Annotated in this window: 17 protein-coding genes; 4 read left to right on the plus strand and 13 right to left on the minus strand. The window is 67.3% G+C overall.

Going from position 1 to position 15,595, the window contains the following annotated elements:
- Positions 1–56 precede the first annotated feature (56 nt).
- Positions 57–809: a TVP38/TMEM64 family protein gene (locus Q8M13_RS00270; RefSeq protein ID WP_305297598.1), complete on the minus strand. Its 753-nt coding sequence runs from the start codon at positions 807–809 to the stop codon at positions 57–59.
- 119 nt (positions 810–928) lie between these two features.
- Positions 929–2,839, minus strand: a complete 1,911-nt coding sequence (locus tag Q8M13_RS00275; RefSeq protein ID WP_305297599.1) for a DEAD/DEAH box helicase — start codon at positions 2,837–2,839, stop codon at positions 929–931.
- Positions 2,840–3,021: 182 nt separating this feature from the next.
- Here Q8M13_RS00275 and Q8M13_RS00280 point away from each other — a divergent pair, with 182 nt between their 5' ends.
- Both Q8M13_RS00280 and Q8M13_RS00285 read left to right on the plus strand, forming a co-directional pair.
- Complete coding sequence (locus tag Q8M13_RS00280) at positions 3,022–3,405, plus strand: hypothetical protein (RefSeq protein ID WP_305297601.1); 384 nt, start codon at positions 3,022–3,024, stop codon at positions 3,403–3,405.
- A 42-nt stretch (positions 3,406–3,447) separates the two neighbouring features.
- On the plus strand, positions 3,448–4,662 hold the full coding sequence (locus tag Q8M13_RS00285; RefSeq protein ID WP_305297603.1) for a TIGR03862 family flavoprotein: 1,215 nt from the start codon (positions 3,448–3,450) through the stop codon (positions 4,660–4,662).
- Here the strand turns inward: Q8M13_RS00285 and Q8M13_RS00290 are convergent.
- From Q8M13_RS00290 to flgB, 10 genes are all read right to left on the minus strand, one after another.
- Positions 4,652–5,578 (minus strand): mechanosensitive ion channel family protein, encoded by a 927-nt coding sequence (locus Q8M13_RS00290; RefSeq protein ID WP_305297605.1) that lies wholly within the window; start codon positions 5,576–5,578, stop codon positions 4,652–4,654. The genes Q8M13_RS00285 and Q8M13_RS00290 overlap by 11 nt on opposite strands.
- A gap of 49 nt (positions 5,579–5,627) precedes the next feature.
- Entirely contained in the window at positions 5,628–7,694 is a 2,067-nt protein-coding gene (cckA, locus tag Q8M13_RS00295) for a cell cycle histidine kinase CckA (RefSeq protein ID WP_305297606.1), read from the minus strand.
- 76 nt (positions 7,695–7,770) lie between these two features.
- Entirely contained in the window at positions 7,771–8,859 is a 1,089-nt protein-coding gene (gene flhB / locus Q8M13_RS00300) for a flagellar biosynthesis protein FlhB (RefSeq protein ID WP_305297608.1), read from the minus strand.
- Positions 8,860–8,863: 4 nt separating this feature from the next.
- The gene (gene fliR, locus Q8M13_RS00305; RefSeq protein ID WP_305297609.1) at positions 8,864–9,619 is read right to left on the minus strand and encodes a flagellar biosynthetic protein FliR; all 756 of its coding nucleotides are present in this window, start codon (positions 9,617–9,619) and stop codon (positions 8,864–8,866) included.
- An 18-nt stretch (positions 9,620–9,637) separates the two neighbouring features.
- Positions 9,638–9,901, minus strand: a complete 264-nt coding sequence (fliQ, locus tag Q8M13_RS00310) for a flagellar biosynthesis protein FliQ (RefSeq protein WP_305297610.1) — start codon at positions 9,899–9,901, stop codon at positions 9,638–9,640.
- A gap of 86 nt (positions 9,902–9,987) precedes the next feature.
- Positions 9,988–11,526 carry a glycine betaine ABC transporter substrate-binding protein gene (locus Q8M13_RS00315; RefSeq protein ID WP_305297611.1) on the minus strand — a complete coding sequence of 513 codons (1,539 nt, stop codon included), beginning with the start codon at positions 11,524–11,526 and terminating at the stop codon, positions 9,988–9,990.
- Positions 11,523–12,296, minus strand: coding sequence for an ATP-binding cassette domain-containing protein (locus Q8M13_RS00320; protein WP_370869905.1), 774 nt, complete (start codon positions 12,294–12,296; stop codon positions 11,523–11,525). The genes Q8M13_RS00315 and Q8M13_RS00320 overlap by 4 nt, the downstream gene beginning before the upstream one ends.
- 113 nt (positions 12,297–12,409) lie before the next feature.
- A complete protein-coding gene (locus Q8M13_RS00325; RefSeq protein WP_305297612.1) occupies positions 12,410–12,715 on the minus strand; it encodes a flagellar hook-basal body complex protein FliE in 306 nt (101 codons plus the stop codon).
- A gap of 10 nt (positions 12,716–12,725) precedes the next feature.
- A complete protein-coding gene (gene flgC, locus Q8M13_RS00330) occupies positions 12,726–13,145 on the minus strand; it encodes a flagellar basal body rod protein FlgC (RefSeq protein WP_305297614.1) in 420 nt (139 codons plus the stop codon).
- Between the two features lie 10 nt (positions 13,146–13,155).
- Positions 13,156–13,569 (minus strand): flagellar basal body rod protein FlgB, encoded by a 414-nt coding sequence (gene flgB, locus Q8M13_RS00335; protein WP_305297615.1) that lies wholly within the window; start codon positions 13,567–13,569, stop codon positions 13,156–13,158.
- A gap of 105 nt (positions 13,570–13,674) precedes the next feature.
- Here flgB and Q8M13_RS00340 point away from each other — a divergent pair, with 105 nt between their 5' ends.
- Positions 13,675–13,962: a flagellar biosynthetic protein FliO gene (locus tag Q8M13_RS00340; protein WP_305297616.1), complete on the plus strand. Its 288-nt coding sequence runs from the start codon at positions 13,675–13,677 to the stop codon at positions 13,960–13,962.
- A complete protein-coding gene (gene fliP, locus Q8M13_RS00345) occupies positions 13,962–14,759 on the plus strand; it encodes a flagellar type III secretion system pore protein FliP (RefSeq protein ID WP_305297618.1) in 798 nt (265 codons plus the stop codon). The genes Q8M13_RS00340 and fliP overlap by 1 nt, the downstream gene beginning before the upstream one ends.
- Here the strand turns inward: fliP and Q8M13_RS00350 are convergent.
- A complete protein-coding gene (locus Q8M13_RS00350) occupies positions 14,756–15,577 on the minus strand; it encodes a transporter (protein WP_305297620.1) in 822 nt (273 codons plus the stop codon). The two genes, fliP and Q8M13_RS00350, sit on opposite strands and share 4 nt — an antisense overlap.
- Between the last annotated feature and the right edge of the window lie 18 nt (positions 15,578–15,595).

Consider the following 15,595-nt stretch of genomic DNA (forward strand, 5'->3'; position numbering starts at 1 on the left):
TCCCTTCCTTAAGCGGCCGGGATCATGCGGCCGCGGCGTAGGGGAAGTCGAGGGCCCTAAGCGATGCGCCCCGTACGCTCGCGCCGACTGAAGCGCGCCGCCAGCAACGAAATCACCATCAGCGCGGCCAGCGGCCAGGCGATATCGGGCGTCAGGAAAATCGCGGCGGTCGGCGTGCGGCTGGCCAGGAACGCCTCGCCCAGCCCATCGCCCAGATAGCTGTAGATCAGCGAATACGGAATGGCCCCGACCACCGTCGCCGCGACATAGGCGCGGAACGGCGCACGCGCGCAGCCGGCGGCGACATTCACCAGGCCGAACGGACTGAGCGGCACCAGCCGCAAGGTCAGAAGATAGCCGAAGGGCGCGCGCTCGAAGCCCTCGACCAGCTTTCGCAACCGCCCGATGGCCAAGCGATTACGGATGTGGTCGCCCGCCGCGAAACGCGCAGCGAGGTAGGCCATGATCGCCCCGCCCGTCGATCCGACGACGGTTGCGAACGTGCCGATCAGTGGGCCGAACAGGAAGCCGCCGGCCAGCATCATGACTAGGCCCACCGGTACAAACGCCGCCGTCGCCACGGCATAGAGCGCGGTGAACACCGCCAGGGCCAGCAGCGGGTTGGCCGCCACCTCCGCGCGCAACCGCATTTCGTGGGCCTGGAGATTGTCCAGCGAGATGTCAGTCGCCATGCCGCTGGCGTAGAGCCAGGCCGTTGCGGCGATCAACAGGAGCGCGGGCGCCCAACGCGCGAAGGCCCGCAGGATTTTGCGGCCTTGTGTCTCAACCTCGGTCGTCTGGCGTGCCACGTCGCCATGTCCCCTGATTGCAGACCTTGAGGCTCCGAAGACTGGCGCGAATCACAACGCAGGATCGCCGCGGAAACCGCAGCGATCCTAGCTATGAGTTTGTGACCGGACGAAGACGCCTAGCGGCGTTCGTCGTTGCCCTTTTTCTTCCACGGCGGCTTGCCGGCCTTGGGGCCAGGTGCGCCTGGAGGGCCCTTGAAGGCCGGCTTGGCGCCGTCGCGCGGCGGACCCTTGCGGAAGGGCGGACGATCCTCACCGGGCGGGCCTTTGCGGAACGCCGGCTTGCCTTCGCCCGGAGGTCCCTTGCGGAACGGACGGTCGCCGCTTGGCGGACCCTTGCGGTTCGGGCCGCCACGCGGCGGCGAGGTCGGACCGCCCGGAGGCGACGAAGGTTCGATCTTGATCTCGTCGGCCACGGTCGCCTTCACGGCCGCCGCGAACTTCGGCTCGGCTTCCTTGGAGATCTCGAACTTCGTCTCGCGATCAAAGATCTTGATCGAGCCAATGTCCTTCTTAGTGACATGGCCCAGACGGCAAATCATCGGGATCAGCCACTTCGGGTCAGCGTTCTTGTCGCGGCCGACGCTGATGCGGAACCAGGAGACGTCCTCCGGCGCGAGGCGCGGCGGACGGCCGACCGGGCCGCCCTCGCGGTCGCTGGGGTCATAGCGGTCGCGCTGCGGACGCTCGCGATCGCGGCTCTGGGAGTCGCGCATACGCGCATCGTCGTAGAGCTCTTCCGCCGCGGGCAGGCGCTGACGGTGCAGACGGATCAGGGCCGCCGCGACCTCTTCGGCGCTGCGGTTCTCCAGCACCAGCTTGGCCAGGGCGAGGTCTTCCTCCGCCATTGGTTCGGTCAGGATCGGGTCTTCCAGCAGGCGCGCCTGATCCTTGGCGCGGATTTCGTCGGCGGTCGGCGGACCTTGCCAATGGGCGTCGACGCCGGCCGAGGCCAGCAGTTGCTCGGCCTTGCGGCGACGAGTGTAGGAGACCAGCAGGACGGAAATGCCCTTCTTGCCGGCGCGGCCCGTCCGGCCCGAACGGTGCAGCAGGCCCGGCTTGTTGATCGGAATGTCGGCGTGGATGACCAGGCCGAGGTCGGGCAGGTCGAGGCCACGGGCGGCGACGTCGGTGGCGACGCACACCCGGGCGTGACCGTCGCGCAGCGCTTGCAGGGCCTCCGAACGTTCACGCTGGCCAAGTTCGCCGGACAGACCGACTACGGCGAAGCCGCGCTCACGCAGCGCGGCGTGCATATGGCGCACGCCTTCACGCGTGTTGCAGAACACCAGGGCGCGGGCGGATTCGTAGAAGCGCAGCACGTTGACGACGGCCAACTCGATCTCGTTCGGCGCCACGCGGATGGCGCGGTATTCGATGTCGCCGTGCGGCTCGTCGCGACGCACGGTGTCGACGCGCAGGGCGTTTTTCTGGTAGCGCTTGGCCAGGGCCGCGATGTCCTTGGCGATGGTGGCCGAGAACAGCAGGGTGCGACGGTCGACCGGCGAGGAATCGAGGATCTCCTCCAGGTCTTCGCGGAAGCCCATGTCGAGCATCTCGTCGGCCTCGTCGAGGACGAGGACGCGCAGCGAGCCCAGATCGAGGTTGCCGCGCTCAAGGTGGTCCTTCAGACGGCCCGGCGTACCGACCAGGATGTGGACGCCGTCCTGAAGCGCGAACTTCTCGCGGCGCGGATCCATGCCGCCGACGCAGGTTTCCACCTTCGCGCCGGAGTCGGCGTAGAGCCATGTCAGCTCGCGGCTGACCTGGATGGCCAGTTCGCGGGTCGGGGCGATCACCAGGGCCAGCGGGGCGCCCGGCTTGCCGAAGCGGGCTTCGTCGCCCAGCAGGGTCGGGCCAGCGGCGAGGCCGAAGGCCACCGTCTTGCCCGAGCCGGTCTGGGCCGAGACCAGCAGGTCGCGGCCGGCGGCCTCTTCGGTGAGCACCGCCTCTTGAACGGGGGTGGGTTCGGCGTAGCCCTGGCTCGCGAGCGCGCGCGCCAAGGCGGGGTGGATGTCGGGGAAGGCCATAGTCGTCCTGTCGGTTCGCGCCACACACAAAGAACGCGCGGGCGCGCCTTAGAGGCCAAGCAAGACGTTACGGCAAGCCTTGCAGCAAGGAATTCATTAACTGGTGCGGAAGAGCCGCAGGGCGGAAACCGCTGTTTTTACCCGCACCGAGCATGGCAAGCTGGCTCAAAAAGGGAGTTCAGATGCCTGCCTACGAGACCGAGATCGCCGCGGCCCTGGCCGTGACCGACGCCTTCATGACCGCCTTCAACGCTCGCGACCTGCCGGCCTTCGAAGCGACCTTCAACTTTCCCAGCATCCGCCTGGCCTCCAACACCCTGGCGGTGATCGAGCCCGGCTATCATCAGCCGCAGATGTTCGAGCGCGGCCCGCTGTCGGACTGGGACCACTCGGCCTGGGAGCGCCGCGAGGTGATCCACGCGGGCGCCGACAAGGTTCACCTGGACACCCGCTTCACCCGCTACCGCAAGGACGGATCGGTGATCGGCGGCTTCGACTCCATCTATGTGATCACCTGTGAAAACGGCCACTGGGGTGTGAAGGCCAGATCGAGCTTCGCGCCCTAATCGCTGGACATTCATGGCGGAATAGGCGCGTGACCTGCCGCCATGACCCAACGAATTGAAAATGTCGCCGTCATTGGCGGCGGCCCGGCTGGCCTCATGGCCGCCGAGGTGCTGAGCGCCGCTGGCCTGGCCGTCACGGTCTACGATCGGATGCTGACGCTCGGCCGCAAGTTCCTGATGGCTGGCCGCGGCGGCCTGAACCTGACCCACTCCGAAGACTTCGAGACCTTCATCACCCGCTACGGCGCGCAGGCGCAGCAGCTTCGGCCGGTGCTTGAGGCCTTCACCCCGGCCGACCTGATCGCCTGGGCCGAGGGCCTGGGCCAGGAAACCTTCATGGGCTCCAGCGGCCGCATCTTCCCGCGCGCCCTGAAAGCCTCGCCCCTCTTGCGGGCCTGGCTGGCGCGGCTGACCGCCCAGGGCGTGGAGTTCCGCACCCGGCGCGACTGGCGCGGCTGGAACGAGGCCGGCGATCTGATCTTCGCGCTCGACGACGCCAGCATCGAGACCGCGCGCCCGGATGCGACCATCCTGGCGCTCGGCGGCGCAAGCTGGCCTCGCCTGGGTTCGAACGGCGCGTGGACACAGGCCCTGGCCGAGCGCGGCGTCGAACTTGCGCCGTTCCAGCCCGCCAATAGCGGCTTCGACGTCGCCTGGAGCGAGGTGTTCCGCACCCGCTTCGCAGGCCATCCGCTGAAGAACATCGCGCTCACCTTCGGCGAACGTACGGTCCGTGGCGAGGCTATGATCGCCGACTATGGGATCGAGGGGGGCGCAATCTATGCTCTGTCGGCCGATCTGCGCGCCGCGATTTCGCGGGACGGATCTGCGGTCCTCCACGTCGACCTGCGTCCCGATGTCAGCCGCCCCAAGCTGGCTGACCGATTGCACAAGGTGGTCAGCGGCCAGTCGACGACCAATCTTCTGCGCAAGACCGCCAGCCTGACGCCGGCGGAGATCAATCTGCTGCGTGAAGGCCACGGGGTCGAACTGCCGAAAGACGCTGGCGCCCTGGCCCGCGCGATCAAATCGACGCCGATCACGCTCAAGGCCGTGCGCCCCATCGACCGGGCGATCTCGACCGCCGGCGGCGTGAGCCTGCCTGGCCTGGACGAAGGTTTGATGCTTCGCGCCATCCCCGGCGTCTACGTCGTGGGGGAGATGCTGGACTGGGAGGCGCCGACCGGCGGCTATCTCCTGCAAGGCGCCTTCGCGAGCGGCGTGGCCGCCGCCCGAGCGGTGCTCGCTACTCGTTAGAATGCTTCAGGCGGTCACGGATCGAGGGGCGCTTCTTCCGCGGTGCGGGGGGCCCCTTCACGTGCGCCTTAGGCAGGGGCGGCAGCGCCTCATCCGCGCCGTCGGCCAATAGGCGGGCAGCTAGCAGAAGGTCGCCCTTCACAACGCCGAAGTCGCCGCTTTCCACCCAAGCTCGGACAGCGCCCTCGACAAAGGCCTCCGACAGGCCGGTCACCTCGACGGTAGGCGCGGGGTCCTTGAGCACCAGCGGGTTGGCCTCGGCTCGCGCCTTGAGGCCGGCCAACAGCGCCGGGACATCGCGCTTGTTGTCGACGCGGAACACAGCGTCGACCCGGCGACGGCTGTGATAACTGGTGTTGACGATGACATCGCCGAACACCTTGCCGTTCGGCAGCACGACCTTGAGATTATCGGGGGTCGCGAGCTCGGTGACGAAGAGGTCGAGCATCTTCACCGTTCCGGTGCGACCGCCGATCTCGACCGTGTCGCCGACGCGATAGGGGCGGAACAGCAGCAGCATGACGCCGGCGGCGACGTTGCTGAGCGTGCCTTGCAGGGCTAGGCCCACAGCCAGCGAAGCCGCGCCCAGGACCGCCAGGATCGACGTGGTCTGAACGCCAAGTTGCTGCAACACCGCGACGAAGCCGACGACGATGACGAAATAGCGCGCCATCGAGCCGGCGAAGCTCTGCAGGGTGACGTCGGGGGGGCCGCCCCCGTGGACGCGAGCGATAAGGCGCCGCACCAGCCGCGAAGCCCAGCCCGCCGCCCACCATGTGACGGTCATGATGATGACCGCGACGACGAGGTTTACGGCCAGGTCGCCCGCAGCGTTAATGAACTTGTGGAGGACGTCCTCGTCCGTCGTCACCGTCTGGCGCAGACGTTCAGTAAGCTCGGTTTCAAATCCCTGCATGAAGCTCGCTTAGCACTCCTCGGCGGCCCAAGGCCAATCGGTGAATACGTCAGGCGGCCTTCTGGAGTTCCTGCTTCACGCGCTCAGCCAACGTCTTGATGTCAATCGGCTTGGGCAGGAATGAGACGTTCTCCTCGCCTTCCAGCAGGTTGGAGAACTCCGCCTCGGCATAGCCGGAAATGAACATCACCGGCGCGCCGGCCAGATAGATCCGGGCGTGCTTCAGCAGGTCGGGGCCCTGCATGCCGGGCATGACCACGTCGGAGATCATGAGGTCGATCTTGCCGGCATATTCCTCGGCCAGTTCCAGAGCTTCCTCGCCCGAAGCGGCCTCGATCACCTCATAACCGCGGGCCCGCAACAGCTTGGCCGCCACGCCGCGCACGGCGTCCTCGTCCTCGACAAACAGGATGCGGCCGGCGCCCGAAAGGTCGCGGGCCTTGGGCGGCGCCTTGACCACTGGCACCAGGGCCGGAGCCGAGGCGCTGGGCACATGCACCGGCAGGAAGATACGGAAAGCCGCGCCTTCGCCGGCCTTGGAGGCAACGCTGATCCAGCCGTCCGACTGTTTGACGATGCCATAGACGGTGGCCAGACCCAGGCCCGTGCCCTCGCCCACCGGCTTGGTGGTGAAGAAGGGGTCGAAGATCTTGTCGATGACGTCAGGCGCGATGCCGGGCCCGTCGTCGGACACCTCGATCAGCGCCTGGTCGCCCTGGGCGGCGGGATAGCCGTGTGCGACGGCCTCGTCCTGGGTCAGGCGCGCGAGACGGATGCGGACAACCCCGCCGCCATGCGCGCGCACGGCGTCGCGGGCGTTGACGGCCAGGTTCATCACCGCCGTCTCGATCTGGCTACGATCGGCTCGGACGTGCGGCAGGTTACGGCCGTATTCGGTCTCGAGCTTCACGTCCTCGTAAAGCACGCGGCGCAGCAGCACCTCGGACTCGCTGATCAGTTCGCCCAGGTCGAGGGTCTCGCGCTGGACGGTCTGCTTGCGCGAGAAGGCCAGCAGCTTGCGAACCAGATCGGCCGCGCGGGCCGAGGTCGAACGGATCTCGTTCAGCCCCTCGTAGGAAGGATCCCCGACGGGATGGCGCTGAGCCAGCACGTCGAGCTGCATGAAGATCGCGGTCAGCAGGTTGTTGAAGTCGTGCGCGACGCCGCCGGCGAGCTGGCCGATGGCCTGCATCTTCTGGCTCTGCGATAGCTGCAGTTCGATCTGCTTCTGCTCGGAAACGTCGACCAGATAGGCCACCCAGCGCCCGTCAGTCTTGGATAGGTAAAGGTGAGCGACCTTGGCCTGATCGCAGGCGAGGCGGACTTCCAGGGCGCCGACGTGACCATCGGCCAGCTTCTGGGTCGCATCGGCGCGTGACGCCGCATCGATCAGGTCGCCGAACACCGTGCCCGCCGCGCCGCCGCCGGCCACGGCCGACAGCGTCGGATTGGCCTCGACGATGGTCGCGGCGAAGGGGTCTTCGCCATCCAGCAACGCCGCGCCAAACGGCGAGGCGGCGGCGAATGCGTCCAGCACCTTGGGCGGCGGCGGCTTGGCGGTGTTGAAGGCGTCCAGGACCTCGGCCGCGGCGCGCGGCAGGGCCAGGGGCGCGGGCTCGGCCAGGCGAACCAGGAAGCGACGCTCGCCCAGCGGGGCGACAGTGGCCGAATGCTCCGATCCATTGTTGCGGATCGAGGCCTGGGCGGTTTCGCCACGGCGCGCAGCGGTCAGGGCCGAGAACAGGCTGGCCGCCGAGGGACCGCCCTTTGGCAGGCGCGAGGCGGCGCCCAGGACCAGCCGCCACGAAGCGTTGGCGGCATGGATGCGGCCATCTGCGGCGGCGATCGCCGCCGGCTCCGACAGCGCGTCGATAAGCTTGTCGGCGCCGGGCTCGGCCGCGGGCGCCGGCGCGGCCGAATTGCGCACGGCGAACAGCCCCAGGCACGCCACGCCGGCCAGGCCGATCAGCAGCATCAAGCCGGCGCGTGTCGAAGGACCTGCGTGGATAGCGGGCACGGCCGCGAAGCCCACGGCGGCGACGAAGCACAGGGCCGCGAACACCGTCAGCAGGTCGAAACGGCGGCGAGCGCCCTCAGAGTTCGACGACTTGGCCATAGGGAGGCCTCGGTTGATGCCAGACGGAGAGGCGATGGCCTCCGGCGAATCAGTCACGCAATCTTCTCACGATTTCTCAGCGACCACGGGCATTTGCGACTACGCGGGCGCTGTTGCTCATGATGAAGCCGATCAGCTTGGCTACGGCTTCGTAGTGGGCGGGCGGAATGAACTCGTCGAGTTCGACGGCGGCGTAGAGGGCCCGGGCGAGCGGCGGGTCCTCGATGACCGGCACGCCATGCTCTTCGGCGAGCGCGCGGATCTTCAGGGCGATGGCGTCCATGCCCTTTGCGACGCACTGCGGAGCCGCCGTTTCGCCAGCTTCGTACTTGAGCGCGACCGCGAAGTGAGTGGGGTTCATCACCACCATGGTCGCGTTCGGAACCGCCGCCATCATCCGGCTTCGCGAGCGCTGGATGGCGATCTGGCGACGCTTGGCCTTGAAGTGCGGGTCGCCTTCCGAGTTCTTGTATTCTTCCTTCTGCTCTTCCTTGGTCATCCGCATGCGCTTCAGGAAGCGCTGGCGCTGCCAGAACCAGTCGAGCCCGGCGATGGCCAACATCAGGGCGGCGGTGGCGAAGACCAGCTTGCGAAGGATCTCCGACAGCAGCGGCAGCATCGCCGCCGGGTCCATCGCCGCCAGCTCGCGCAGCGGGTGGAGGTAGGGCTTCATCACCACCCATCCGACCCAGCCGACCATAACGATCTTGGCCACCGACTTGACGAACTGCATCAGGCTGTCGAGCCCGACCAGACGCTTCAGCCCAGCCATCGGCGAGACCTTCTTCCAGTCCGGCTTCACCTTGTCCGGGCTGTACATGAACCCGGTCTGGATCAGGTTTCCGCCAACCCCCATCACAGCGGCGACGACCAGGACGGTGATCAGCAGCGGCGCGGCCGCGCGGGCCGCGACGCGGGCGACCTCGATGGCCCCGTGCCCCTCCAGGCTCATGCTTTCGGGATGGGCTATGAAGGGCAGCAGCGCGCTGGCCAGGTTCTGCGACATCCAGCCGCCGGCGATGGCGATGACCGCCGCGGCGCCGGAGAACGAGGCCAGGGTGGCGAGGTCCGGGGTCTTGGCGACATCGCCCTTCTCCCGCGCCTTCTGGAGCTTGGTGGGTGTCGCCTCTTCTGTTTTAGAGGCTGCGTCCTGTTCGTCGGCCATCGCTCTAGCCTAGGAACAGCGAGGTGAGCTCGCGATAGCGGTTGAGCCAGACCATGCCGATGGTCCCAAGGCTGAGGGCGAAGATCGAAAGTCCGAGCAGCACGATCAGCGGCGTGGCGACGAAGAACACCTGGAACTGCGGCATCACCCGCCCGACCAGACCGGCGGCGATGTTGAAGACCAGCGAGAAGACCACAACCGGGGCGGCCAGCTGCAAGCCCAGCTTGAACGACCCGGCGACCGTCTGCACCGCGAGTTGGGCGCTGTCGGCGATCGGGATTTCGCGCCCGAACGGGAAGATGGCGTAGGACCGCACGATGGCGGTCAGGAACATGTGGTGCAGGTCGGTCGCCATGATCAGCGTGATGCCGATGAGGCCCAGGAAGGTGCCAATGGTGGTCGAGGGCGAGGCCTGGCCCGGTGCGGCGGTCTGGGCGAAGGCCAGCGTGGTCTGGATGGAGATGATCTCGCCCGTCGTGCTCAGCGACGACAGGAAGATCTTCAGGATCCCGCCGATCATCAGGCCGATCATCAGTTCCTTGATCACCGCGCCGGCGACGCCGGACACGTCGGGCGGAACCGCCATGCCACGCGCGACCACCGGCATCAGCATCAGGGCCATCAGGAAGGCGAAGGCGAGCCGGACCCGCGGCGGCACGCTGGTATCGCCAATGCCGGGCAACAGCATGACGATCGCCGCGACGCGGGCGAAGATCAGGCCTCCTGCATAGACCTGGGATGCGGCTGCAAAGCTTTCCATGAACCGGCCGAACGGCCGCTACATCGCTGCGATGCGGGCGGCGATCTCGCGCATGAAGCCGCTCATCAGAGCGCCCATCATCGGCAGGAACAGCAGCAGCGAAAGGAAAATGGCCACGATCTTCGGCGCATAGACCAGGGTGGCTTCCTGGATCTGGGTCAGGGCCTGCAACAGGCCGATCCCCACCCCGACCACCAAACCGACGATCAGCACCGGCGCCGAAAGCTGGATGGTGAGCCAGATGGCGTCGCGACCGATGTCGAGAACCTCGGCGCCGTTCATCTTTGGCCTCTTGGGTACGCGTGGAGCCGGGAAATCAAGCTAGGCGGAATTTGCCTAGTTATGGTTAACGAACGACTACCTGACGTTTACGGATGCAGCGCCCTCGCGGCCTCGGCGGGGCTCACCTTGCCCTGGTCCCGGTCGACGGCGTAGTTGGCCGAACGCATCGCCTCCACCGAGATCGAGCCGATCAGCGGCCGCAGCGCCGCCAGCAATCGCTCGTCGCCCGCGCGTTTCGGCGAGATCAGGATCACCGCGTCATAGGGCGGCAGCGCGCCCTTCGGGTCGGTCAGCACCACCAGCTTGTCAGCCGATATCCGGCCATCGGAGGAGAAGGCCGAAATCACATCGGCTTCGCCGCCCGACAGCGCGCGGTACATGAAGGTCGGCTGGAAGGAGCGCTCCTTCTTGAAGTTGAAGTCATAGGCCGCGTCGACCGCCTTCCACTCCGGCCGCGACAGGAACTCCAGGTCAGACCCCAGGGTCAGGCGCGGCGCCTGGCGTGCCAGATCGGTCAGGCTGACAATGCCCAACGCCTTGGCGCGGTCGGCGCGCATGGCGAAGGCGTAGGCGTTCTCGAAGCCAAGCGAGCCGAGCACCACGACCCCGTCGCGCTTCTTCAGTTCGGTTGTGAGTTCGGCCAGGACTTGGGCCCGGCCCGGATTGTCCTCGCGCTTCAGAACGTTGGTCCAAAGGGTGCCCGAATAGTCGACATAGACATCGAGTTCGCCGGCGGCCAGGGCGCGGTAGGCGACGGCGGAGCCCAGGTCTTCCTTGCGCGAGACATGGGCGCCCGAGCGCTCCAGGCGTTCGGCCATCACCTCGGCCAGGATGTACTGTTCGGAGAAGTTCTTGGCCCCGACCACATAGCTCGACGGCTTGCCCAGTGCGGCGAGCGGCGTCAGGGTGGCCAGCACGCCGACGACCAGCAACGCGGCGCCGGCGATCATCAGGCCGCGCTTGCGGCGAGCCGCGCCGGTTTCGATCAGGCCCAGCAACTGGTCGACGGTCATGGCAAGCGCCGCCGAGGCCGCGCAACCAAACAGCACGAAGACCCAGTTCTCGGTCTGCAGACCCGCGAAAATGTAGTTGCCAAGACTGGTCTGCCCGACCGGCGTCGAGAGCGTCGCCGCCCCGATGGTCCAGACCGCGGCCGTGCGGACGCCGGCCATGATGACCGGCATGGCCAGCGGCAATTCGACCTGGAACAGCCGCTGGCGCGGGGTCATGCCCACCCCATCGGCCGCCTCGCGCACGGCCGGATCGACGCCGAGAATGCCGGCGGTCCCAGTCCGCAGGATCGGCAGCATCGAATAGAGCGTCAGGGCCAACAGCGACGGCAGAAAGCCCAAGGCTGAGAATCCTTGGCCGAAGACGGTCTGGCTCAAGGCCGACAGCGCCAGCAGCAAGGGATAGAACAGGGCCAGCAGGGCCAGGCTGGGAATGGTCTGGATCAAGCCCGCGAAGGCCAGGACCGGCCAGCGGAGCCGCGCGCTACGACTTGCCGCCACCGCCAGCGGCAGGCTGATCAGCAGGCCGAGCACCAGGGCGCTGGCGCTCAGGAGAACGTGCCAGGCGAGATATTCGGGTAGCAGGCCCCAGGCCTGAGCGACGCGACCGCTCACTGCGCGGCCTCCAGGCGCTGGCGTAGTCGCTCGGCCTGGCGACGCGGGGCCTCTAGCAAAGCGCGGACCTCGGGATTGTCGGTCGAGGCCAGGAGTTCGCCGGGCTGGCCGTCGGCGACGATAGAGCCGGACTCCAGGACGACGATCCGGTCGGCGAGCAACACCGCCTCGGTCATGTCATGCGTGACCATCACCGTCGTCAGACCAAGCTTTTCGTGCAGGGCGCGGTAGTCTGTTCCCAGCGCGTCGCGGGTCAGGGGGTCCAACGCGCCGAACGGCTCGTCCATCAGCATGATCTTCGGCTCGGCGGCGAGCGCGCGGGCCACACCGACGCGCTGGCGCTGGCCGCCGGACAGCTCCGACGGCGCGCGGGTCGCAACCTCCCGCGGCAGCGCCACCAGATCGAGCAGGTCATCCACCCGGCCGGTCATGCGCGTGCGCTCCCAGCCGAGCAGCTTCGGCGTGATGGCGATGTTCTCGGCGATGCTCAAGTGCGGGAAGAGGCCGATTTCCTGGAACACATATCCGATGCGGCGACGGAGCTGGTGCGCCGGAACGCCGCCGGTATCCGCTCCGGCGACGCGGACCTCCCCAGCATCGGGGACGATGAGGCGATTGATCGTCTTCAGAAGCGTGGTCTTGCCCGAGCCGGACGCCCCGACCAGAGCCACGAACTGGCCGGCAGGTATCTCAAGCGACACGCGCGCCAACGCCTCGTGCCCGGCGTAGCGCTTTTCAATACCGATGAGTTCAATCGCCGGTTGGATCATAGCTCAGGCGTAACACGGTCGGGCCAAACTGGCTCCACCTCTGATCGTCATCCTCGGCTGAAGAGCAGCAGAACGGCCGGGACAAGCTCGACAATGACGAAGGCGCAGAGCCGTCAGATCGGCATCCGCATGATTTCTTGATAGGCGTTGATGACCTGGTCGCGGACGGCCATCACCGTCTCCAGGCTGGCCTCCGCCGCCGAGATGGCCGTGACGACGTCGATCAGTTCGGCCTTGCCCTGGACCTGCGCCGTGATCTTGCTCTCGGCGGCCTTGGTGTTGTGCATCACGTCGTTCAGCGCCGACTTCACCATCGAGCCGAAGTCGAGGCCGGCCACATCCTGGCCGGCGGACGGCTTGAGGACCGCGGTGTTCTGGGTGGCGGCGTAGGCCTTGGCGGCGGCGAGCGCGGTCATCATGGCTCAGCCCCTACTTCTTGAGGATGTCGAGGGTGCGCATTTCCATCGCGCGCGCCGTCTCGATCACGTTCAGGTTCGCTTCGTAGGCCCGTTGGGCCTCCTTCATGTCGAGCGCCTCGACCAGGGTGTCGACGTTCGGCAGCTTCACATAGCCCGCCGCGTCGGCCGACGGATGGCCGGGGTCGTAGACGTTGCGGAAGTCCTTGCGGTCCGGCTCGACCCTGGCGACCCGCACGCCCTGCCCGCCGTCGGTGCGGATCGGGGTGAAGACCGGCACCTGCCGGCGGTAGGGATCGCCACCGGCTTCGCGGGACACCGAATTGGCGTTGGCCATATTCTCGGCGATCACTCGCATCCGCGCCTGCTGGGCGCGAAGGGCGGTGGCGGCGATGGCCTGGGTGGCCCCGCTCATGGGTTTGATGTCGGCCATCTAAGAGATCCTAACCGCGACCGGGCGCGCGGCTGGCCATGCGCAGCATGCCCAGCGACTTCTGGTAGAAGCTGATGGCGGCGTCGTAGTTCATCCGCGCCTCGGCCATCTTCATCATCTCTTCCTCGAGCACGACCGAGTTCCCATCAAGGGTGGTTTCGGAGTCTTTGGCCTGGACCGTCCGGAACGCGGTGTTGTGACGCGCGGCCGGCGCCATGTGGCCGGGCTGGGTCACCGCCTGGGTGGCCACGGGGGTCATCTGCGTCTTCATCTGGGCCTGGAAGCTGAAGGCCTGGACGTCGGTGGGTGTATAGCCGGGCGTGTCGGAGTTCGCGACGTTCTGCGAGATCAGCCGCTGGCGCTCGCCGAGGTGCCCGAACCGGCCCTTCAACATCGAAAACAGCGGAATCTCGGCGAGGTTCATAAGGGAATATGGTGAATAAATAGGGTTAACCGCGCCTTAAGACAGTGCAGGGCAAACCCAGGACCAACGGCGATTTCACGCCCCCTGACCCTGTTCGAACACCCCATGGCATTCGCCGATTTCCTTCGCGCCTTCTTCGCCCTGGCGCTCACCCTGGGGCTTGTCGGACTTGCGGCCGTCGCCTTGCGGCGGTTCGGGCCCGACGCGCTGGCCCGCTTCACCCCGACTCGCAAGGAACGCCGGCTGGCGATTGTCGAGACGCTGGTGCTCGATCCGTCCCGACGCCTCGTCGTGGTCTCCCTCGACGGCGAGGAACGCCTGCTGCTGCTGGGCGAGGGACAATTGCTTCCCACCGCCGCCAAGCCCGCCCGCAAACCCAAGACGGCCGCCTGATGCGCAAGTTCTTTTCCGCCCTCACCCATCTCGACGCCGCCGACTGGCGCCGCGCGGCCGGGCTTTCGGCGTTGGCGACCCTGATCAGCCTGGTCTTCCCGGCGGTGGCCGCCGCCCAGGCGCTGAACATCGACCTTGGCACCGGCGCGGGCCTCTCCGAGCGCGTCGTCCAGATGGTCGGCCTGCTGACCGTGCTGTCGCTGGCGCCGTCCATCGTGATCATGACCACGTCGTTCGTGCGGATCGTGGTGGTGCTGGGCCTGCTGCGAACGGCCCTGGGCCTGCAGCAAAGTCCGCCCAATGCGGTGCTGATCAGCCTGGCCCTGTTCCTCACCGCCATCGTCATGGGTCCGACACTGCAGAAGTCCTACGAAGACGGCATCCGGCCGCTGATGGACCAGCAGATCGAGCTTCCCCAGGCGTTCGACGCGGCCGGGGCGCCGGTTAAAACCTTCATGCTGAGCCAGGTCGATCAAGAAGACTTGGCCCTGTTCATCCGCCTTTCGAAGATCGAAAAGCCCGCCACCATCCAGGACACGCCCCTGCACGTGGTCACGCCGGCCTTCATGATCTCGGAGCTGAAGCGCGCCTTCGAGATCGGCTTCCTGCTGTTCATCCCGTTCCTGGTCATCGACCTGGTCGTAGCCAGCGTGCTGATGAGCATGGGTATGATGATGCTGCCGCCGGTGGTGGTGTCCCTGCCCTTCAAGCTGATCTTCTTCGTCCTGGTGGACGGCTGGCGGCTCGTGGCGGGGTCGCTGGTCGAGAGCTTCCAGCGCGGCGCAGGCGGCGGCTAGAACCGGCGCGACAGGCCGATCCCGACGGCCAGGTCGGGAGTTTCCTTGGTCAGGCCGCCATAGAGGCCGGCGTCGAACTGCAGGTCTTCGTGACCGGCGGGAGTCCAGGCCAGGGTCAGATCTAGCGAAGCCTGGGTGACGCGGCCGGCGGGATCGTCACCGACCGCAGCCCATAGTTCCAGACCCCACGTCACGGCGCCGAAGGGCTTGCTCAGCCCCGCCGCCCCGGCCCACCCCCAATGGGTCCCGTGGCCGTCGCCGTCCGCCAGCAAGTCGAGCTGCGGCGCCAGGCCTAGCGACAGGTCGCCGCCAAGCGGGATCGATATCGGCGCGACCAGCCCGCCCTGCCATCCGCCCGCGCCAATTCCGGACTTGCCGGTCGGGGCCGAAACGAACGGCTGGAGCGCGACGGAGAACCCGGATCCGTCGGGGTTTTTCAACGACCGGCGCAGGGCGAACGTGACGTCGCCAACCCCTTCGGTTCGCTCAGTCTGACCGTCCGCGCGCTCGCGTATCTGGGTATAGGGCGTCCACAGGACCTGCCCCTCCATCATCGGCGTCAGGCCAAACCGAACCTGGATGTCGCTGACGGCGTAGGTGTCGGTCGAGCCGGGGCCGGAGCGCTGGAAACTGGCGTCGAAAACGCCCAGTTCGGCCTGAACGACACCGACATCGACGATGCAGGACGGCGAACCCTTGCCCGGTCGGTCGGGACAGAAGTCGCGGCGCTCGGCAGGCGTTTGGGCTTGGGCGGACGTGGCCAGCGCAAGGCCCGCCAAGACCGGGCCGAACGATGCGCAGGACAGAAGATGACGCATGAAAACTCTCCAGGGCGC

It is taken from the genome of Phenylobacterium sp., assembly GCF_030681155.1.
Lineage (GTDB): Bacteria > Pseudomonadota > Alphaproteobacteria > Caulobacterales > Caulobacteraceae > Phenylobacterium.